Here is a 21,782-nt window from a genome sequence, read left to right as displayed (position 1 = left end):
ATTCCTAAAATGAAATATCCGAATATCATCACTGTAATTATACTTATGCTCTGCGGAACTGCCGGGGCAAAAAACATTATATACAGCCCGACCGTAAAATCATTACAGACAGTTGTCAACAAGGACTGGCTATCTCCTCCGGTAATGCGACTGAACAGCGGAGACGTGCTGAACATCGGCTTTGACGAACTTTCGCACGAGTACAAACGGTTCACATACCACATAGACCATTGCGAAGCGGATTGGAGCCTGTCGGAAGAGATTTTTGAAAGCGACTATCTGAGCGGATTTAACGACAACCCGATAGAAGACTACCAGAACTCGATAAACACAACCGTGCTGTACACACACTACACCCTGACAATACCGAACGAACGATGCCGACTGAAAATGAGCGGCAACTACAGACTGACGGTGAATGACGAAGAGGGAGAAAGGATACTTACGGCAGAGTTCATGGTACTTGAACCGCTGGTAAACGTAGGGTTGGAAGTGTCTGCCAATACTGATATCGACATAAACAGAAGCCACCAGCAGGTGTCGATGTCGCTAAACTACGGCAGCATAAACATAACAAACCACAACGAACAGATATATACCGTGGTGACACAAAACGACAGAAGAGACAACGCCAAGACAAACATCAAACCGAACTTCATAAGCAACAAAGGGCTGAAATGGAGCCATAACCGAAGCTATATATTCGAAGCCGGCAATGAATACCGTAAGTTTGAAATACTCGCACTATCACACCCCACAATGGGTATAGACAGAATGTCGTGGGACGGACACTACTATAACGCATATCCGTTTGTCGCAGAGCCGCGGTTAAACTATATTTATGACGTTGACGCCAACGGAGCGTTCTATATCCGCAACAGCGACAATATAGAAAACGACTATACAAGCGACTATGTGTTTGTGCATTACAAATTGAAATCACCGCTTATACCACAAGGCAAACTGCTGATCGACGGCCAGTGGACGACAGATGAGCAAACAGATAACTACACTATGACATACGACGGAACGGATAATACCTACAACGCCATCATCATGCAGAAACAAGGATATTACTCATACCGTTACACTCTGCTGAACGACAACGGCACAACAAGCATACCTCCAACAGAAGGCAGCTTCTATCAAACGGAAAACAGATATCAGGCGTATATTTATTATAAAGATACAGGCGGTCGGACATGGCGGTTGGTGGGATACAGACAAGTAGAGTTCAAACCATGAAAACCGGATCATCTTCCTTTTCAGGCAGCCTAAAATTTAGACTTAACAAAGAAATCATCCTGTCTTTACATTGGGGTATAAAGTATAGATTATGCGCAATCCATCACCCCCAATATCCCATCTGCCACTATTGCATATCTAACAGATAAATGAATAAACAAAAAAAGAGAACCCATCGGATTCTCTTTTTTGTCGGGGCGACAGGATTCGAACCTGCGGCCGCCTGGTCCCAAACCAGGAGCGCTACCGGGCTGCGCTACACCCCGCTGCAAATGACTCGATAAACACATCTTCTCTTTGCGGCTGCAAAGTTAACAATTTTCACCGAGCCATGCAAGTTTTTGAATAATTATTTTATTATTCCTTGTTCCACAAATATCTTTTTGAGCATCTGTATACCACGCTCAACCTGTTCCTCGGTATGTGTTGCCATCAATGCAAACCGCACAAGAGTGTCTTGCGGAGCGCATGCCGGAGGTATTACCGGATTAATGAACACTCCTGCGTCATACGCAAGTTTGGTAATCAGGAATGTCTTTTCCACATCATGTACATACAACGGTATGATAGGACTCTCTGTCTCACCGATCTCAAAGCCCTCTTCACGGAAACGACGCAGTGCATATCGTGTTACTTTCCATAAATCCTCTATACGCTCAGGCTCACTCTTAAGGATATGCAGTGCTTCCATTGCGGCCGCCGTGGCTGCCGGGGCATTTGAGGCACTGAATATATATGTGCGGCAAGTATGACGCAAATAGTTAATAGTATCACTGTCACCGGCTATAAATCCTCCGATACTTGCAAGTGACTTGGAGAATGTTCCCATTATGAGATCAACCTCATCCGTAAGTCCGAAATGGTCGCAAACGCCACGACCGTTACGTCCGAAGACACCAAGACCGTGAGCCTCATCCACCATAATGGAACAATTGTACTTATGTTTAAGTTCCACGATTTCCGGCAGTTTACACAAATCACCCTCCATTGAGAACACCCCGTCTACGACAATGAGCTTTACAGCCTCATGAGGCAATGATTTAAGAAGATTCTCCAAGTCTTCCATATCATTGTGCTTGTAATGCAACTGCTTGGCAAAAGACAATCTGCGGCCGTCAATTATACTCGCATGGTCACGATCATCGCAAATAATGTAGTCGCCACGACCTACAACCATGGCAATCACTCCTGCATTAACAGAAAATCCTGTGGAAAAACAAAGGGCATCATCTTTACCCTCAAACTCGGCCAACTCTTTCTCCAACTGTACATGAAGATCAAGCGTTCCGTTCAAAAAACGGCTGCCGGCACAACCGGAACCGTATTTATCAAGAGCGTCTTTAGCCGCTTTTATCACACGCTCGTCACCGGTAAGACCCGTATAGGCATTCGAACCGAACATCAACACATTGTGTCCTCCCATTTCAACTTCGGTGCCTTGCTTGCTTGTGATAGCACGGAAATAAGGATATACGTCAGCCTCCATAAATTTCTGAGGCTCGCGGTAACTCTTGTATCTTTCTTGTAATTGTCCCATTTTAAAACTAACAGGTAATCGTTTGTATTTTTACAGGCTGCAAAGATACACATTTTTTATCAATCTGTGTAATTTTTTCGTAATAAATGTAACTTTTCTCCTTTTTTGGTTATACGTTGATTATAGTTATAAACGTTTTTTGTATTTTTGCATCCGTATGACTGATAAGAAAAGCATTGTATTCATATTAAATCCGGTATCTGGCTCCCATGGCAAAGAAGATATACCCGGGATTATCGATGAGACGCTCGACAAAGATATATTCGACTGTCAAATACGTCTCACCGAATATGCCGGACATGCCGCTGAGATTGCCCGTGAATGTGTAGCGGAAAACATTGACGTGGTCGTGGCCGTTGGGGGCGACGGCACTGTCAATGAAGTGGCACGCTCACTGGCTCACTCCGACACAGCTCTCGGCATCATACCGTGCGGTTCCGGCAACGGATTGGCCCGCCATCTGTGCATACCAATGGATATACGCAAGGCCATCGGAATCATAAACAGATGCAAAATAGAGCCGCTCGACTACGGAATAATCAATGACATGCCGTTTTTCTGTACATGCGGAATGGGATTTGATGCTTTCATAAGCCTTAAATTTGCCGAGGCCGGCAAACGAGGGCCTATCACTTATGTTGAGAATGTACTGAAAGAAGGACTCAAATACAAGCCTGAGACATACGAAGTGGAAGACGAGACAGGAGCGAAGAAGTATAAAGCGTTCCTCATCGCATGCGCAAACGCATCACAATACGGCAACAATGCGTATATAGCTCCGAAAGCGACAATGACAGACGGATTGATGGACGTTATAATAATGGAACCATTCGATGTGTTCGACGCACCGCAAATAAGCCTTGACCTGCTCAACAAAACGCTCAACAAAAACTCCAAGATAAAGACTTTCAGGGCGAAAAGGATACATATTCACCGAAGCAAACCCGGAGCCATACATTACGACGGAGACCCTATAATGACAGGAAGCGACATTGACGTACACATAGAAGAAAAAGGAATAAAAATCGTTATAAATCCTGACATAACGGAAGATACATGCCAACCGAATTTCTTCTTGAATGCTTTTTCGGGACTTTACAGTAATATTAATAATGTGAGGGAAGACATCGAGAAACAAGGCCGACGAATACAAGCCATAAACAAGAACCTGTTCCGCAAACTCACTCAAATGTGACATAACCCACCACCATGCAAATCACCATAGCACTGACAATTACCGCAATCGCGGTGATATACTCGGCAATACGCATTTACAAGGCTTTCAAAAAAGCAGGAAATCCTTGCTATGGGTGTACCGGTTGTGAAATAAAAGAGCAAATGATGAAAGTAAAACGCGAAAAAAGTTCTTTAAAAACCAAGAAACCCGCCTGTTTCAATAAAAAAGGCAAGAAAAATTTGGCGGAATAAAATTAAAACATTACCTTTGCAACCGCAAATAAGAAATGGTACCTTGGCCGATCGGTTAGGTAACGGTCTGCAAAACCGTGTAGAGCAGTTCGACTCTGCTAGGTACCTCACACTAAAAACGGCTGACAGATTAACTGTCAGCCGTTTTTAGTAAACACCCAATCGTCGAAAGTTTCATTCCTTAAAAAGGTCGTTGATCTCCGATATTTCATCTTCGTCAAACCATTTCGACAATCTGTCCTTGGCCTTCTCTTTTATTTCAGGCTCAACGTCCATCCACACTTTTTTCAATACATATATCAGAACGGTAAGGTCGTCAGTAAGACCCACGATAGGAATAGCATCGGGAATAACGTCAAGCGGACTGATCATATAGCCCAGCGCTCCTATTATCATGGCCTTATCCTTTTTAGACACCTTGTCACTCTGTAATGTATAATACAGTATCAATGCCGCATAGACCAGTTTCGCACCGGCCCGTTTGGCTATACTTGACACCTTATCCACAAAATCATTTGCCGAGAATTTACCGGCATAACTCATAAAATCAGGTAGTTCCATAGTCTTTATTATTTTATTGTTTTACTGTTTATTCTTATTATTCTGATTCCTGTATGACTCGGATGCTTGCCAAGATACTCACGAAGAGTCATCGGCTCTTTCACCACTTTACGATGAATCATCGACGCATTGAGCAGATGCAGCCCGTCGTGATGCCACACCGCATAACCGAGATGGGCTATATCAAGCCCTTTCTTGTTGCAGGTAATGGCTATGATGTCTCCGTCTTTGACTGCTTTTCGCATCAATTCGTCGTTCCTTACCGCTGCCTTGGGAATATACCTGTATGTCTTCCCGTTCAAAGCCTGCTCCTGCCTCCTTATTACCGGCACCAGTTTGGCGTCTGCCGCCAATGCCTTATACGCTTTTGGATGACCGCTCATGTAGTATACGCTCAGCCGCTGAAGCGCCGTGAAAGGCGGATTCGGTTCCTGTATCTCCCTCACAATACCCATCCTGGTTTTATCCTCTATCCAATCGCTGAAATAATGCAGTCTCGATGTGTAACCATTCATCACCCCTCCCCTGTACCTTAGCGTCATCAACGCTTTCTTAAAGTCTGAGAACGTGAGTTTACCGACATTAGCGCACATCGTGAGCGCAGCCACATTCTCCACAAGTGTAGTGCAGTCAAGCTGCCTTGTGTTTATCACCAGACGCTCGTCATCAAAGACTTCAAGCGTGTGGGCAACATAAGGTCGGCCGAGAAACTTTCCGGCGAAAAACAATTCCTTGCATTCCGAACCGTCAAGTGTACGCGCACTGTCAAGCAGCCTCGTTATGAAGACGCTGTCCTCAGGCAGATAATGGCATCTTTGCGCCGATGCCACAACGCTCATCATTATTGCCAATATTGTCGATAAAAGTCTCATCCCTTAATTATTCCTTCTTTCTGTAATGTAATTTTTTACCGAAATTATATCCTACGTATATATTAAAATTACCGAATACCTCATTCGACGAAAACCTGGATTTATGGTAGTTATTCGTCCTTACTATAAGGCTTGACCCGGCATAAAACCGTGTGTTGTTGTACACGACTCCGAAACGTCCTATTCCGTCAATGTTTATATTGTCGAAATCAAATCCTCTGCCGACTCCGTCTTTAGTGTCGCCATCGGAATGCTTGTATGCCGCCGCCACGGCTCCACTGGCACAGAAAAGCCAGTTTTTTGCGAAAACCCAGTTATAGGCATATCCGCAAGAGACATTCACATTGTAGTATCTGACACTGTTGAACATCAGCCCGCTGTCTATTTTCACCGGACTCGGCTCACAATGACTGTCCACCACCTCCTGCAACTTATCATTATCGAGTTTCATGTCATTGCGCGTATATCCAACTCCGGCCATCCATGACCCGCAACTCAACTTCTGGCACGTACTCTGCGAGAATGCCGCCGGATACGAGAAACGCCTATGATTGAAGATGTAATACAGGCTTGCTCCAGTAATTCCGACACTGATTCCATCGAAAGGCACACCGTTGAGCCGGCTCTCATCTATATCCTCACCGAGATTTACGCTCCTTATCTTATAGTCACTGCCCGTGCGCCGGTAAAACAAATCTATGCCTATTTTCGAACTGTATATGCTGAAATCCAGTTCACGCTTCTGTTTGTCGCCACCGAATGATATGTTTTTCAAGTCAAACGTATAACCGAGAAAGAACCATCTCCAGCCGAAATACGGCCCCAACCTCATGGTCATATCCGGCGAGAATGTCATTTCATGTCCGTTGTTGCTCCTTATCTGATAGAGGTCATAGTTGTAAGTGGATTGCAGCATTATGGTATAGTTATAATGCTGGGGCTCTATATAGTTCGTGTCGATAGAACTCAGTCCCCTTATCGTCTTGCGTAGCTTACTCATCTCACGTCTTCTGCCGGCAAAAGCATCATCAGCATTGACAAGCAACATGGAACAGCAGACAACGAGACACAATACGAACCTCATCACACCGCCCTATATCTTACCCAGAATTCTGTCCATCGCCCAATTCACCGGAGTGGCGGACACTGCAGTACATGTACATACACCCATCCCTTGAAGATGCTCCACCACATTCTTTATCAGCGGAAACTGAACATAAGGCGGATTGGGGACGGTTATGCTCTGCAATCCTGTCGAGGTGTACAGCGATATCGGATCATAATTGAACACGGAAAAACTCACCTGTCCCACATCTCCTATAACCTCGATCCTGTCCTCCCGCGCCGACTCATGCGCCACAAAACACCATGAACCGCTACCCGGAAGTCCGTTCTCAAAACGGAAACACGCGCTCACAGAGTCTTCCGCCTCATACAGTCCTCCACGGTTGGCGCATATACCCGATGCCTCTGTTATCACTCCGAATATGTGCTGCAACATATCAAGCTGATGCGATGCCAGGTCATAGAAATATCCGCCTCCCGCAATGTCGGGCTGCAAGCGCCACGGAAGACAGTCACCACCCGTATAGTCCAAATCGCGCGGCGGAACGGCAAAACGTACCTGTACGTTTATCACCTTGCCAATCGTCCCGCTGTCGATAATCTCTTTCACTTTCTTAAAATACGGCAGATAGCGCCTGTAATATGCCACAAAACATGGCACTCCCGTCTGCTCGCTCACCCTGTTCACCCGCGCGCAGTCATCATAACATGCCGCAAGAGGTTTTTCCACATATACCGGCTTGCCCGCTCTCATCGCCATTATCGCAAATGTGGCATGGCTCGACGGAGGCGTAGCTATGTATATCGCATTAACCTCCGGGTCTTCTATGAGCGCCAACGGATCCGTATACCATTTCTTTATGCCATGCCTTTCGGCATAGCCGCGCGCCTTCTCCTTGCTACGGCTCATCACGGCTTCCACCCCCGAGCCTTCTATCTCGGAAAACGCAGGTCCGCTCTTCTTTTCAGTGACCTCGCCACAGCCTATAAATCCCCACTTTATTATTTTCATAATAAGTATTAATTATGTGGCAAAGATACGAAAAAATAAGTACCTTTGCAATATAGGAAAAGAATAAATAGGAAAAAATAATGGAAAATAACACAGCCGAAAACGGCCTGATGAGACGTCGCGGAGCTGGCTCCTGCATAAGAACGGGATACGGATTGTATGCCGACAATTTCAAATCGATACTGAAATCTTCGTGGATTCCGGCACTTGTATACTCACTGATTTGCGCCGCCATCGGCGCATTGTGCGTCATATATATCCCGGAGATGGCTGTCACCACGCTGCGGGGAGGAGTTTCCGGCACGGAAACCACACTTCTGCCGCAAACCATGCTGGCCGTTCTCATCATTGCCGGAGGCCTTGTAGAGATAGTTTTCTATTCATGCGGGATGTCGCTCCTGCGCTCACACAAAGCCAACGGAAGCATAGACAAAATACGAAAGCGGTTCTATTTCGACTTGCGTACGGCTGTACGCACTCTGAAAATAACACTCGCCATCATTATCGTATGCGCTGTGTCCACTGCCGTTCTATGGGTGGCATACATATACCTGCTAAACAGTATAGGACTGAAAACCATTGAGTTATGGAAATCGCTTGTCATAATGTCGTTTTTTGCCGTCATAGTAAATATATTCATGTTGCCGTTCATATTTCCGTTCATGAAATATATACTCAATGACAATGTAAAACTCGCAGACACACTGACATCCGGATATGTCACCGGGTTGCGACGACTGCACTTCATTCTTGCCGTGGCATTTATCACGATGTGCGTCACCGTAGCCGCCGGCACTATAATACAATTGCCCACAATTATACTGGCAACCGCAAACGCGCAATCAATCTACGGAACAGTATACGGAGACCCGTTAGGTATGCCCGACTATATGCCGGTACTCACGGCAGCCACTTTTTTCATCGCCGGTTTCATGCAGACATATATCCGCATGTCTGTGCTGTTCCCTCTATACTATGCTTACGGCTCCACGGAAACATTCTTCAAGGAAAAAGCCGAGAGTAAAAAACAGCGAAACACCATCGAAGAATGAAGAAAGTATTATTCATAGACCGCGACGGAACTCTAATAGAAGAACCGGCAGACGAGCAGATAGACTCGTTCGAAAAACTGAAGTTTACAAAAGGCATGTTCCGCAATCTCGGATTCATCGCTTCAAAGCTCGATTTCGAACTTGTAATGGTCAGCAATCAGGACGGCCTGGGCACAGACTCTTTTCCGGAAGATACTTTTTGGCCTGTACACAACTTTATTCTTCAAACTCTTGAAGGAGAAGGAATCACGTTTGACGACATACTGATAGACCGCCACTTCCCCGAAGACAATGCCGGCACGCGCAAGCCAGCCACAGGTCTTGTGCGCAAATATATGGACAACCCCGAGTACGACATGGCCGGAAGTTACGTCATCGGTGACCGAGACACTGACCGCCGGTTTGCCGAGAACATCGGATGCAGGGCTTTTATTATCGGACGCGACGGTATGACTTGGGAACGTATAGCCGAGATTATATTCGCGGGAGAGCGCACGGCAGAGGTCAACCGCACCACGAAAGAAACCGACATATCCGTAAAATTGGACCTCGACGGCAGCGGAAAGTGCGACATACACACCGGATTGGGATTTTTCGACCACATGCTCGAACAGATAGCCCATCACGGAATGATGGATCTGACTATAAAAACAAAAGGCGATCTGCACGTTGACGAGCACCACACCATCGAAGATACGGCTATTGCGCTGGGCGAGTGCATCTTAAAGGCACTGGGCAACAAGCGCGGCACAGAACGCTACGGCTTCTGCCTGCCCATGGACGACTGCATGTGCTCCGTGGCATTGGATTTCGGCGGGCGTCCGTGGCTTGTATGGAATACAGAGTTCAAGCGGGAGCGCATTGGCGACATGCCAACGGAAATGTTCGTGCATTTCTTCAAGAGCCTTAGCGACAACGCTCGGATGAACCTCTACGTCGAAGCCCATGGCGACAACGAGCATCACAAAATAGAAGGTATTTTCAAGGCATTGGCAAGGAGCATGCGCATGGCCGTGCGCCGTGACATATACCACTACGAACTGCCAAGTTCAAAAGGTGTGCTGTAATGAAAAAGAGTATGCTTGCAATTTCTTCCGGCAGGCATACTCTTTTTCATTCAATCACATACTGTCGACCGGCAAAGGAACAACCCATTATCTGTAAATAAAACATCAACGTACAACCAATTCCCGTTTATTGCATATTTATACAGTATCAAAGTATTTTCACTTGAAAATACTTTGAGAAATGATACGTTTCTCACATGTTTATCAGCCTTATGGTTCTTACACCGCGTTCGGTATCCCCTTGAGTTCCATTAAGTATCCCGTTAGGTTCCGTTTAGCGTCCGAATGTGACCCAACGGGATACCGAATGCAAGGCAACCAACGGCCCGATGCAAGCCCGAAAACCTCAATAAAAAAGATGCGAGGTGCCGGAAGACAATTTTCCGGCACCTCGCCCCACACCGCACACAATGCTATCATCACGTGCATACACTACAATAAAAACGCATCAAGCACTCCTACAAATACATACGGGAATGCAAGGCCCGTAGACAACGGGCCACATATGATGTGTATGGAATGCCATCATGCTCTTATTATCAAATATCAATGGCCTATCGACTTGCATAAATATACATATCCGCTTTCCATATACTATAAGTTTTGCTGCCGTAAAGTAAATATTTTTCATCGCCTTATCGTTTGTTTATCATCCTAACGCAAACAAAGGTAATGATAAAATACACGAAAAACAAGTTTCACCGCGATACACATCCGTATACACGGACGCTCATATCCGGAATTTCTTTTTGGAGTGCACTGCCTTTCGCGGCATAATAAGGCCTCCGGCGCCTTGAACCGAAGTGCGCACGCCACGATAAGACATCCACCGCTGACGGATACGGCTGACATAACCGACCGTCTCCGAACCTCTCATATAACCGTATTTCACAATCGGATCACGATAATAACGAGGCTCACTCAGAAGAAGGACATATTCAGATACATCATTCCAACGATGAGGATTTTTCCCGTCGCGCACAGCGAGAGCCATCGCATCGCGTATATGGTGATAGCCTCCGTTGTAGCTCGCAAGCACAAAACTAATGCGTTCATTCCGGTCTTTGATATCAGTGAACTTCCTTTCAAGCTGTCCTATATATTTGGCCGCAGCGGCAATATTACTCTCCGGGTCAAACAAGCCTGACTCAGGAAGTCCGAGACGTTTAGCCGTGCCCGGCATTATCTGCATGAGTCCGCATGCCCCGGCCCACGAACGGGCTTGCGGGTCGAATGTAGACTCCTGATAACACTGTGCGGCCATAAGCCGCCAGTCCCAACGGATTTGTTGGCTGTATGTCATGAACAGATGGTCGTAACGGGAAATTATGCCTCCTTTGTGATTGAGCATAGGTGCATACACACGGCGGCGGACACTCCTCGAACTGAGCAGGCGTGACTCCTCATTTCTCACCGTAGAAAGAATTTTCGGTACATACCACTCCATAACGGCAGCGGCAAGAGCCGGCTTCCCCCTGCCGACCACCCAATTGACAGCCTGCCCAACCGGTTTTGTGCCACAATATATGAAACCGGCAGAATCTGCCACAGTGCCTTGAAGCGATTTCTCTGTAAGCGGATATGCTATCATATCGGCATCGCCATCGGCAAGACGGCGCAGCATTTCGGCCGTGTCACGGCAAACCTCGACACGGAGGCGCACTCCGATCTTATCGGCAAACTTCTGGCACAGCATGTATTGCAATCCAAGATTGCGACCTCTATAATTGTAATAAGTATCAGGACCGCTCAACGTGAGCATTATAAGCTCGCCATTAGCCATTATTCGGTCAAGGTCAAAATCGTCTCCAAATCCAGCCGTATCCACCGTTTCGCCCCACGGAGCGGCAACACGCTCTTCTTGTCCGGCCGAGCATGCAGCTAAAAGCAACACCACGGCAATGACGGAAAGAATATGTTTATATGCAGTTAATATTCCCTTTAAAATCAAAATAGTTACAATTTGTCTGCAAAAATACACATTTTCTTGCATAATCATGTCTTTTTACGTATTTTTGCAGATATTTTTAAGAGTCAAAAGAATCATAGATTATGTTACGTATCGCAGTTCAATCGAAAGGTCGCCTGTATGACGACACGATAAATCTGCTCGCCGAGGCAGACATTAAAATAAGTCAGAGCAAACGCACACTATTGGTGCAGTCGACAAGTTTCCCGCTCGAAGTGCTGTATCTGCGAGACGACGACATACCTCAAAGCGTGGCCGCAGGAGTGGCCGACATTGGTATTGTGGGCGAAAATGAACTGATGGAAAGCGGAGAAGATGTTGAGGTTATTTCCCGTCTGGGATTCAGTGGATGCCGATTGTCGCTCGCCGTGCCCAAAGACGCCGGTTACAATGGTCCCGAATGGTTTGAGGGAAAGAAAATCGCCACGTCATATCCTAATATACTGAGACGGTTTCTCGGCGAGAGAGGCATCAACGCCGATATACACATAATCACGGGAAGCGTGGAGATTGCCCCAGGAATAGGTTTGGCCGACGGTATTTTCGACATAGTAAGCAGCGGTTCCACATTGGTGAGCAATAACCTCAGCGAGGTGGAGGTTGTTACGCGGAGCGAGGCTGTGCTCATAGGTAACAAGCAAATGAGCGACGATAAGAAAGAAATCCTGAGTGAAATGCTTTTCAGATTTGAGGCGGTAAGAAACGCGGAAGACAAGAAATATGTAAGCATGAACGCTCCCAAAGACCGTGTGCAAGAAATCGTAAGCGTGTTGCCGGGCCTGAAAAGTCCGACTATAATTCCGCTCGCCGACAACGACTGGTGCTCGATACATACCGTACTTGACCAAAAACGGTTTTGGGAAATAATCGGAAAACTTAAGGATCTCGGGGCACAAGGAATACTCGTGACTCCCATTGAGAAAATGATATATTAGTTATAACGGAAATAAAGATATATTTACAGTGGCTGATAATAAAGAACAAGGAGTTAGGTAACAAATTGAGAGTGAGCCATAAAGGAGTATCAATTAATTGATGAAAAAGAAAAAAAAGGAAACGGTTTGAGAATGATTGCTTTGGAGAGCAATATTGGGACATTGCCGAATAATTATGTATAACAATGTAAGAAAAAGAGTCAGACGCAACCTATTCACCACTTCATCTTTATCCAATTATTTCCATTTGCCCCGGCAATCTTTTATTATTACCTCCGTGCGAGTTTCTCTTCTACCCTAATAAAACCCTCTCCCAACTCCAATTTCATTTTCGTCACGAACTATGCTTTAAATAACAGACATGAGAATAATAAGATATCCGGCCAAAGAGATGTGGGCAGATATTATCAAACGCCCCACAATAGACACATCGCAGCTGAATGCTACCGTTGCCGACATACTTGCAGATGTTAAGCAACGAGGCGACAATGCCGTTAAAGAGTATGTGGAAAAGTTCGACCATGCAAGCCTTGACACCCTTGCCGTGACACCGGAAGAAATGAAAGAGGCACACGATTCGGTATCGCAAGAGTTGAAAGACGCCATCACTTTGGCATACAACAACATAAAAAAATTTCACGAAGAGCAGCGCTTTGAAAGCCGGAAGACAGAAACCATAAGCGGCGTGACCTGCTGGCAGAAAAGCGTTGCCATAGAACGTGTCGGACTATACATACCGGGAGGCACCGCACCGCTGTTCAGCACAGTGTTAATGCTCGCCACCCCGGCAAAGATTGCCGGCTGTAAAGAGATAGTGCTCTGCACTCCGCCCGACAAGCAAGGAAAAGTAAATCCAGCCATACTAATGGCTGCCGAGACCGCCGGAGTAAGCAGGATATTCAAAATCGGAGGAGTGCAGGCCATTGGCGCCATGGCCTACGGAACGGAAACCGTGCCGAAAGTGTACAAGATTTTCGGGCCGGGAAACCAATATGTAATGGCAGCCAAACAGCAGGTAAGCATTCACAATGCGGCAATAGACATGCCGGCAGGCCCCTCGGAAGTGTGCGTGATAGCCGATGATACAGCCAACGCAGCTTTCATCGCCGCCGACCTGCTTTCACAAGCCGAGCATGGTATCGACTCCCAAGCGATACTTATCACTACATCGGAAAAGATCATGACAGAGGTTGAGACCGAGGTTGCAACTCAGCTCGCACAGCTACCACGCAAGAAGATTGCCGCGGAAGCCCTTAAAAACAGTATGCTTGTGCTCGTTAAAGACAGTGAAGAGGCTGTAAAACTGAGCAATGCCTACGCTCCCGAACATCTGATTATACAGACGGAAGATTATGAAGAACTGGCGGAACGGGTGATAAACGCCGGAAGTGTGTTCCTCGGCATATATGCTTGCGAAAGTGCCGGCGACTACGCAAGCGGAACCAATCACACTCTTCCTACACACGGCTATGCCACGGCATACAGTGGTGTGAACCTGGACAGCTATTGCCGGAAAATAACTTTCCAACATATCACGGAAGAAGGTGTACGCAACATCGGAACAGCAGTAGAGAGAATGGCCGAAGCCGAGTCTCTCTACGCTCACAAGAACGCCATGACAATACGTCTGAAAAGTATCCGATAGAGATTATTTAACAGTTATCGCCATCCCGACAAGATACAAACAACGGGAAAACAAACATAGAAAAAGGATAAAATGAAAAACCTGGAAGAACTCATAAGGCCAAATATCAAAAGCCTTGCACCATATAGCAGCGCAAGAAACGAATACAACGGACATGAAGCACGGGTATTCCTTGATGCCAACGAAAGCCCTTATAACAATCCGTATAACAGATATCCCGACCCACTTCAGACGGAAGTGAAGAAAGAACTGGCACGGATAAAAGGTGTTCCGGCAGACTGCATATTCCTTGGAAACGGGAGCGACGAAGCTATAGACCTTGCCTACCGATGCTTCACACGCCCCGGAACGGACAATGTCGTGGCTATCGAGCCTACATACGGAATGTATAAAGTCTGTGCGGATATCAATGACGTGGAATATCGTCCGGTCATGCTGGATGATGATTTCAAGCTGAATGCCGACAAGCTGCTCTCCGCATGTGACTCAAGAACCAAGTTGATTTGGATTTGCAGCCCCAATAACCCGACGGGAAACAGTCTTGAACATGATGAAATAAACAAGGTCTTGAACGCTTTTCAGGGCATAGTGATAATTGATGAGGCATACAGCGACTTCTCACGCAACAAGACTTTCCGCAACAAACTGTCCGCGCACCCAAACCTGATCGTACTGAACACCATGAGCAAGGCATGGGGATGTGCCGCAATAAGACTTGGCATGGCTTTCGCTTCAAAAGATATAATAGAAGTGTTCAACAAGGTTAAATACCCATACAATATCAATCTGTTGACACAAGAAAAAGCTCTCGAATTCCTGAAAGACCCTTATGAGACTGACCGTCAGGTACGTATCATCCTCACGGAACGAACCCGAATGATTGACGCTTTCAGGCTCTTGCCTATCTGCGAGAAAGTTTTTCCTACCGACGCAAATTTCTTTCTCGCACGGATGAGTGACGCTCAAGCCATATATGGCTATCTCGTCGACAAAGGAATAATAGTACGTAACCGCACACGCATCACCCTCTGCCAAAACTGCCTGCGCATAACCATCGGCACAAAAACGGAAAACAACGAACTGCTATCGGCTTTAAGACAATATAAATGATTATCAATTAAATAAGAGCGGCTGTGACTTCCAATGATAAAAGGCTGCATTTATCATCATGGCCGATACATTTTAATACCAGAACCGCCACACATTCAAGTCTTGTGGCAGACATATTAAATATCATAACCGCCATACATAAGTCTTATAACATACATACCAGACTTTTAATGACATATATGTAACAGGCAATAACAGGTATGCTATTCATTGCGACAGATGTACGTTAGAATCAAATAACAGCTAAATTTTATATCAAACGATAGCATTTGTTCAATAAAAAAATATGGCGGATGATTTCTCATCCGCCATATTTTTCACATTAATAGAACTCTATTATAACATAGATTATAATCTATTATCATTTCATTGAGACATTAATTCCATCATTATTCCTCAACCGCAGCCTGCGCCGCAGCAAGTCTTGCGATCGGAACGCGGAACGGAGAGCATGATGCGTAGTCCATTCCGACCTTTGCACAGAACTTCACCGATGAAGGCTCACCACCGTGCTCACCGCAAATTCCGGTACGCATTCCGGGACGAACGGCACGTCCTTTCTCCACTGCCATCTTTATAAGCTGGCCCACTCCGTTCTGATCCAATACCTGGAACGGGTCTACCGTCAATATTTTCTTATCGAGATATACCGGCAAGAAGCTGGCAATATCATCGCGAGAATAACCGAAAGTCATCTGTGTAAGGTCGTTAGTACCGAATGAGAAGTACTCTGCCTCAGAGGCTATACGGTCTGCCGTAAGTGCGGCACGAGGTATTTCAATCATTGTACCAACCTCAAAATCAACTTCTATGCCTTCTTCCTCGAATACTTCCTTGGCTGTCTTCATGATTATATCCTTCTGCTGCTTGAACTCGTAGAGTATACCAATCAGCGGAACCATGATTTCCGGCTGTGGATCTTTACCCTCTTTCTTCAACTCACATGCGGCACCGAGGATTGCACGGGTCTGCATTGCTGTGATTTCGGGGAATGTAATACCAAGACGACAACCACGATGTCCAAGCATAGGATTGTTCTCTGCAAGGCTCGACACACGCTTCTGAATCTCTTCCACGCTTACCCCCATCTCATCGGCCATAGTCTGTTGGCCTTTCAAATCGTGGGGAACAAACTCATGAAGTGGCGGATCGAGCAAACGGATATTAACAGGGCAACCGTCCATTGCATCCAAAATGCCCTTGAAATCAGCTTTCTGATAAGGCAATAGCTTTGCCAATGCCTTCTCACGACCCTCTACACTGTCTGCAAGGATCATCTCGCGCATAGCGACAATCTTCTGATCCTCAAAGAACATGTGCTCAGTACGTGTAAGACCGATACCCTTGGCACCGAATGAACGGGCCACCTGTGCGTCGTGCGGAGTATCCGCATTTGTGCGAACCTGCAACTTGGTATACTTGTCGCACAAGTCCATCAAAGCCTTGAAATCTCCGGAAAGCTCTGCCGCTTTCGTAGGAATCTCGCCTGCATATACCTGTCCTGTCGAGCCGTTGAGCGAAAAATAATCACCTTCTTTATATACAACGCCTTCCACCTCGACGGTCTTGTTCTTATAGTTGACATTGATTGCACCTGCACCTGACACACAACACTTACCCATTCCGCGGGCAACCACAGCCGCATGAGAGGTCATACCGCCACGGGCAGTAAGGATACCTTCCGCTGCCGACATTCCCGCCAAATCCTCAGGAGAAGTCTCTATACGAACCATGATGACACGATGGCCGTCTTCACGCCACTTCTGCGCATCATCGGCATGGAATACTATCTGTCCGCAGGCGGCTCCCGGAGATGCAGGAAGACCCTGCGTGATAACCTTTGCCTTCTTCAATGCGTCCTTATCGAATACCGGGTGAAGCAACTCGTCAAGCTTCTGCGGCTCGCAACGCATAAGCGCTGTCTTCTCGTCAATCTCGCCTTCACGGAGCAAGTCCATGGCTATCTTAACCATAGCCGTACCCGTACGTTTTCCGTTACGTGTCTGCAAGAACCACAGTTTGCCCTCCTGAACGGTGAACTCCATGTCCTGCATGTCGTGATAATGCTTCTCGAGCTTGTTCTGCAAAGCGTCGAGTGTAGCGTATATCTCAGGCATAGCCTCTTCCATAGAAGGATACTTGCTTGCGCGCTCTTCCTCGCTTATGCCCTGAAGGGCGGCCCAACGCAACGAACCTTCCTTGGTAATCTGTTGCGGAGTACGTATACCGGCAACAACGTCCTCACCCTGTGCGTTAACGAGATATTCACCGTTGAAGAGATTTTCGCCAGTGGCCGCATCGCGGCTGAAACATACGCCGGTAGCAGACGTTGCGCCCATGTTTCCGAATACCATTGCCTGTACATTGACAGCCGTACCCCACTCTGCGGGTATACCTTCCATCTTGCGGTAAAGAATGGCCCGATCGTTCATCCATGAGTCGAATACCGCACAGATTGCACCCCACAACTGCTCCATAGGATCGGTAGGGAAGTCCTTGCCTGTCTGCTCCTTGATAGCAGCCTTGAACTTCTTCACGAGTTCTTTCAACTCGTCGATGGTCATCTCGTTGTCGAGCTTCACGCCACGAACGGCCTTTACATCCTCTATAATCGCCTCAAACGGATCAATGTCTTCCTTATTGACGGGTTTCATGCCGAGCACCACATCGCCATACATCTGCACGAAACGGCGGTAGCTGTCGTAAGCGAAACGCTCATTGCCCGTCTTTCTCACCAATCCGGCTACCACCTCGTCATTAAGACCCAAGTTAAGGATAGTATCCATCATGCCTGGCATTGAAGCACGGGCACCCGAACGAACACTGACAAGAAGAGGATTATCCACATCACCGAACTTACTGTTCATCAAGCCTTCAATATGCTCAACAGCCTTAGCTACATCTTCTTTCAATAATGCTACAACTTCTTCTTTTCCTTTCTCGAAATACTCATTACATACATCTGTAGTGATTGTAAATCCCGGAGGGACCGGAACTCCGATAAGGTTCATCTCGGCAAGGTTGGCACCTTTGCCACCGAGAAGATTGCGCATGCCTGCCTTACCTTCGGCTTTTCCATTGCCAAAGGTGTAAACTCTTTTCTCACTCATAAGTTAGTTTTATTTACGATTAACACTTGTTTATGTTTCTTCTTTAATTTCTGCAAATATAATCGTTTTCCCACGCTTTTGCAAGAAAAACGCAAAAAAACTGCAAACCCTATATTACATTTTCCGTTTTAATCGCTTTTTACATCCGCCCCTTAGTCATTAACCATGCAATTAATTCCGTATGTGCGGTTAAATTATTAATTTTGCAGTCAAATTATTTGATATTTATGAGTAGAAAGAAAAAGCCGTTACCCATATTGGAGAACGTCACCATCACGGACGTGGCAGCCGAGGGCAAATCCATCGCCCGTGTGAACGACATGGTCGTCTTCGTGCCGTTCGCCGTTCCGGGAGATATAGTAGACCTTCAAGTAAGGAAAAAGAAACACAGTTATTGCGAAGCCGAGGTCATTCGCTTCATAGAGTACAGTAAAGTACGTGAAGTGCCCATGTGCGAGCATTTCGGCATCTGCGGCGGATGCAAATGGCAGAACCTTCCATACGAGGAGCAGTTGAAAGCAAAACAGAAACAAGTATACAATCAGCTCACGCGCATCGGCAAAGTGGAACTGCCGGAAATGCGGCCCATCCTCGGGTCGGTGAAGATAAAAGAGTATCGCAACAAGCTCGAATTCGGATGCTCAAACAAACGTTGGCTGACGAAAGAGGAAATCAATTCAGGGAGTGACGGCTACTTTCCGTCGGGCGGAGGACAAATGATGAAAAACGATAAATGCGGCATAAACGAAAACGACACTCACGCCGCATCCCTATCAACAATCCCAAACCAACAATCCCCGGAGAACATGACACCGTCATCGGAGAACGTTCCTACCGCCACAAGAAAACCCATCTCCCAGCGAAACGCCATCGGATTTCACATAACCGGTGCGTTCGACAAGATACTGCCGATAGAGAAATGTATGCTGATGGACAATCTGCATAATAATATAAGAAACGAGATACGCGACTACGCGCTTGCCAATGGACTTACATTCTTCGACCTCAGAGAACAGCACGGACTTCTCAGAGACATAATCATACGCAACTCAAACACAGGAGAATGGATGGTGATCGTACAGTTCCATTACGACGAAGAGGGCGATGAGCAGCGTGCGGAAGCCCTACTCGGGCACCTGGCGGCAAAGTTTCCGCAAATCACCTCGCTGATGTATGTTAACAACCAGAAATGCAATGACACCATCGGAGATCAGGATGTTGTCACGTTCAAAGGCAAAGACTATATATACGAGACGATGGAAGACCTTAAATTCAAGGTCGGCCCCAAGAGTTTCTATCAGACAAATACCGAACAGGCATACCATCTCTACTCCGTGGCAAGAGAATTTGCCGGCCTTACCGGAGACGAACTCGTATATGATCTGTACACCGGCACAGGCACGATCGCCAACTTTGTGGCCGGCAAAGCGCGAAAGGTCATCGGCATAGAGTATGTTCCGGAAGCCATCGAGGACGCCAAAGTGAACTCTGAAATCAACGGTATCGGCAATACGCTTTTCTACGCAGGCGACATGAAAGACATCCTCAACGATGAGTTCATCGCCACACACGGACGTCCGGATGTAATAATAACCGACCCGCCACGTGCGGGAATGCATGCCGATGTCGTGAAAACCATCCTCCGCGCCGCGCCCAAACGCATCATATACGTCAGCTGCAACCCTGCCACACAAGCACGCGACATCTCAGACCTCGACACGGACTACAAGGTGACCGCAGTGCAACCGGTAGACATGTTCCCGCATACACCGCATGTGGAAAACGTGGTGCTGCTCGAAAGAAAAGACAACAGCATACAATAATGAGAGCAAACAACATATTGTCGGCCATACTCCTTTTTGCATCCACAGCCTCACCGGCACAGGACGGGAATGGCGCCACCATATCCAGCCCTGAGTTAAGCGGATATGTGATCGGCCGTTATCAGGCCTCCCTGAAAGACGGGGACAATAGCAACTCTTTCGAAATACGGATGGCGCGCCTGTCTTTATCGGGACACATATTCGGAGATTTCGAATACCGGGTGCAAGGACAGGTAAACGGTAATACCGAGACACTCGGCAGCAGTCCTCGGCTGATAGACGCCTTTGCAGAATGGCAGAAATACGGATTTTTCAAAGTCAAGGCAGGCCAGTTCAAGCGCCCGTTTACATTCGAGAACCCCATGAATCCGATAGACCAGGGATTCATGGGTAACGCACAGGCCGTAAGCAAGCTTTCCGGCTCAAACGATCGCACAGGCGAGCATGCGAGCAACGGCCGCGACATAGGCATACAAATACAAGGCGACCTACTGCCCGACGCTTCCGGCCGCTGCCTGTTACACTATCAGGCAGGTGTGTTCAACGGACAGGGAATAAATACGAAAGACGCTGATAACCGAAAAGATCTCATCGTAGGGGCATGGGTGATGCCGATCGCCGGAATGCGCGTAGGTGTCTTCGGATGGGCCGGCTCACACGCACGCAAGGGCACATGGCTCGAAACAGAAGACGGAAACACCATTGAGCGTCACGGAACGGTCAGCCTGAGCCAATACCGCTATGCGCTCAGTGCCGAATACAGGCAAGCCGACTGGCAGATACGCTCGGAATATATACACAGCACCGGCTATGGATTCAAGACGGCATACCAGAATGACGAAGACAAAAACGACGCCACAGTAAACTATGCCCAAGGCAACAAGGCAGACGGCTTCTACGCTCTCTGCATCGCTCCTGTAATAAAAGGAAAACTCAAAGTCAAGGCTCGCTATGATCTTTACCGCCGCTCGGGCTCTTGGACAGACAGTCGGACACAATATGAGGCAGGATTGAACTTCCTTGTAAACAAGAACATCGAGATACAGGCCGAATATGCCTTTATAAACGACCGGAGCCTTGACAGGCATAACTACGGCATCGCAGACATAGAGTTGTGCGTGAAATTCTGACATACGGAAGCATTTCATAAACAACGCCACCGGGCCTCAGCATATATTCAAAATGACATTGGCTTCTTATCAAAATTCCTTACAAAAGACCGTTCAAAACTCGCTCGTTTCAAAATAAAAAGCCATCAGGCGGAAATAAGCGGGTTTTGAGCGTTTTTTTCAATTACCTATATATCAGACAGATATAAACTTCATATTTTATTCAGGCATCGGCATCTCCC

At 46.8% G+C, this 21,782-nt stretch carries 16 protein-coding genes and 2 tRNA genes; 10 read left to right on the top strand and 8 right to left on the bottom strand.

Going from position 1 to position 21,782, the window contains the following annotated elements; translation table 11 throughout:
- Positions 1–9 precede the first annotated feature (9 nt).
- Complete coding sequence (locus tag HPS53_RS05925; RefSeq protein WP_172205046.1) at positions 10–1,245, top strand: DUF5103 domain-containing protein; 1,236 nt, start codon at positions 10–12, stop codon at positions 1,243–1,245.
- 192 nt (positions 1,246–1,437) lie between these two features.
- Here the strand turns inward: HPS53_RS05925 and HPS53_RS05920 are convergent.
- Positions 1,438–1,511: transfer RNA gene (locus HPS53_RS05920), tRNA-Pro, on the bottom strand.
- A gap of 83 nt (positions 1,512–1,594) precedes the next feature.
- Positions 1,595–2,782 (bottom strand): aminotransferase class I/II-fold pyridoxal phosphate-dependent enzyme, encoded by a 1,188-nt coding sequence (locus HPS53_RS05915; protein ID WP_172205043.1) that lies wholly within the window; start codon positions 2,780–2,782, stop codon positions 1,595–1,597.
- Between the two features lie 157 nt (positions 2,783–2,939).
- Between HPS53_RS05915 and HPS53_RS05910 the strand changes: the two genes are divergently transcribed.
- Together HPS53_RS05910 and HPS53_RS05905 are read left to right on the top strand one after the other, a co-directional pair.
- A complete protein-coding gene (locus HPS53_RS05910; RefSeq protein WP_104368686.1) occupies positions 2,940–3,977 on the top strand; it encodes a diacylglycerol kinase family protein in 1,038 nt (345 codons plus the stop codon).
- A gap of 270 nt (positions 3,978–4,247) precedes the next feature.
- Positions 4,248–4,318 (top strand) — tRNA-Cys (locus HPS53_RS05905).
- Between the two features lie 66 nt (positions 4,319–4,384).
- Here HPS53_RS05905 and HPS53_RS05900 read toward each other — a convergent pair.
- Genes HPS53_RS05900 through HPS53_RS05885 form a run of 4 tightly spaced genes read right to left on the bottom strand, consistent with a single transcriptional unit; the run spans position 4,385 to position 7,720 of the window.
- Positions 4,385–4,771: a YkvA family protein gene (locus tag HPS53_RS05900; RefSeq protein WP_104368684.1), complete on the bottom strand. Its 387-nt coding sequence runs from the start codon at positions 4,769–4,771 to the stop codon at positions 4,385–4,387.
- A gap of 8 nt (positions 4,772–4,779) precedes the next feature.
- On the bottom strand, positions 4,780–5,643 hold the full coding sequence (locus HPS53_RS05895) for an N-acetylmuramoyl-L-alanine amidase-like domain-containing protein (RefSeq protein ID WP_172205040.1): 864 nt from the start codon (positions 5,641–5,643) through the stop codon (positions 4,780–4,782).
- A 7-nt stretch (positions 5,644–5,650) separates the two neighbouring features.
- A complete protein-coding gene (locus HPS53_RS05890; RefSeq protein WP_253942831.1) occupies positions 5,651–6,727 on the bottom strand; it encodes a DUF4421 domain-containing protein in 1,077 nt (358 codons plus the stop codon).
- Positions 6,728–6,736: 9 nt separating this feature from the next.
- On the bottom strand, positions 6,737–7,720 hold the full coding sequence (locus HPS53_RS05885; protein WP_172205037.1) for a Gfo/Idh/MocA family protein: 984 nt from the start codon (positions 7,718–7,720) through the stop codon (positions 6,737–6,739).
- Between the two features lie 80 nt (positions 7,721–7,800).
- Between HPS53_RS05885 and HPS53_RS05880 the strand changes: the two genes are divergently transcribed.
- The gene (locus tag HPS53_RS05880; protein WP_172205035.1) at positions 7,801–8,772 is read left to right on the top strand and encodes a hypothetical protein; all 972 of its coding nucleotides are present in this window, start codon (positions 7,801–7,803) and stop codon (positions 8,770–8,772) included.
- Complete coding sequence (gene hisB, locus HPS53_RS05875; RefSeq protein WP_172205033.1) at positions 8,769–9,839, top strand: bifunctional histidinol-phosphatase/imidazoleglycerol-phosphate dehydratase HisB; 1,071 nt, start codon at positions 8,769–8,771, stop codon at positions 9,837–9,839. The genes HPS53_RS05880 and hisB overlap by 4 nt, the downstream gene beginning before the upstream one ends.
- Positions 9,840–10,569: 730 nt before the next feature.
- Here hisB and HPS53_RS05870 read toward each other — a convergent pair.
- Positions 10,570–11,832 (bottom strand): transglycosylase SLT domain-containing protein, encoded by a 1,263-nt coding sequence (locus HPS53_RS05870; protein ID WP_172205207.1) that lies wholly within the window; start codon positions 11,830–11,832, stop codon positions 10,570–10,572.
- A 59-nt stretch (positions 11,833–11,891) separates the two neighbouring features.
- Here HPS53_RS05870 and hisG point away from each other — a divergent pair, with 59 nt between their 5' ends.
- The 3 genes from hisG to hisC all read left to right on the top strand — a co-directional run bounded on the left by hisG (position 11,892) and on the right by hisC (position 15,498).
- Positions 11,892–12,743 (top strand): ATP phosphoribosyltransferase, encoded by an 852-nt coding sequence (gene hisG / locus HPS53_RS05865; protein ID WP_172205031.1) that lies wholly within the window; start codon positions 11,892–11,894, stop codon positions 12,741–12,743.
- A 361-nt stretch (positions 12,744–13,104) separates the two neighbouring features.
- On the top strand, positions 13,105–14,388 hold the full coding sequence (gene hisD, locus HPS53_RS05860) for a histidinol dehydrogenase (RefSeq protein WP_172205029.1): 1,284 nt from the start codon (positions 13,105–13,107) through the stop codon (positions 14,386–14,388).
- 72 nt (positions 14,389–14,460) lie between these two features.
- Complete coding sequence (hisC, locus tag HPS53_RS05855) at positions 14,461–15,498, top strand: histidinol-phosphate transaminase (protein ID WP_172205027.1); 1,038 nt, start codon at positions 14,461–14,463, stop codon at positions 15,496–15,498.
- A 389-nt stretch (positions 15,499–15,887) separates the two neighbouring features.
- Here hisC and ppdK read toward each other — a convergent pair whose 3' ends face one another.
- Complete coding sequence (gene ppdK, locus HPS53_RS05850) at positions 15,888–18,608, bottom strand: pyruvate, phosphate dikinase (protein WP_172205025.1); 2,721 nt, start codon at positions 18,606–18,608, stop codon at positions 15,888–15,890.
- A 227-nt stretch (positions 18,609–18,835) separates the two neighbouring features.
- Here ppdK and rlmD point away from each other — a divergent pair, with 227 nt between their 5' ends.
- Together rlmD and HPS53_RS05835 are read left to right on the top strand one after the other, a co-directional pair.
- Positions 18,836–20,431: a 23S rRNA (uracil(1939)-C(5))-methyltransferase RlmD gene (rlmD, locus tag HPS53_RS12595; RefSeq protein WP_253942829.1), complete on the top strand. Its 1,596-nt coding sequence runs from the start codon at positions 18,836–18,838 to the stop codon at positions 20,429–20,431.
- Positions 20,431–21,561 carry a porin gene (locus HPS53_RS05835; RefSeq protein WP_172205024.1) on the top strand — a complete coding sequence of 377 codons (1,131 nt, stop codon included), beginning with the start codon at positions 20,431–20,433 and terminating at the stop codon, positions 21,559–21,561. Before rlmD ends, HPS53_RS05835 begins: the two co-directional genes overlap by 1 nt.
- The last annotated feature ends 221 nt before the right edge of the window (positions 21,562–21,782 follow it).

This window comes from Prevotella sp. PTAC (assembly GCF_013166535.1).
Classification (GTDB): Bacteria; Bacteroidota; Bacteroidia; order Bacteroidales; family Bacteroidaceae; genus Prevotella.
This window is presented reverse-complemented; position numbering and strand designations above follow the sequence as displayed.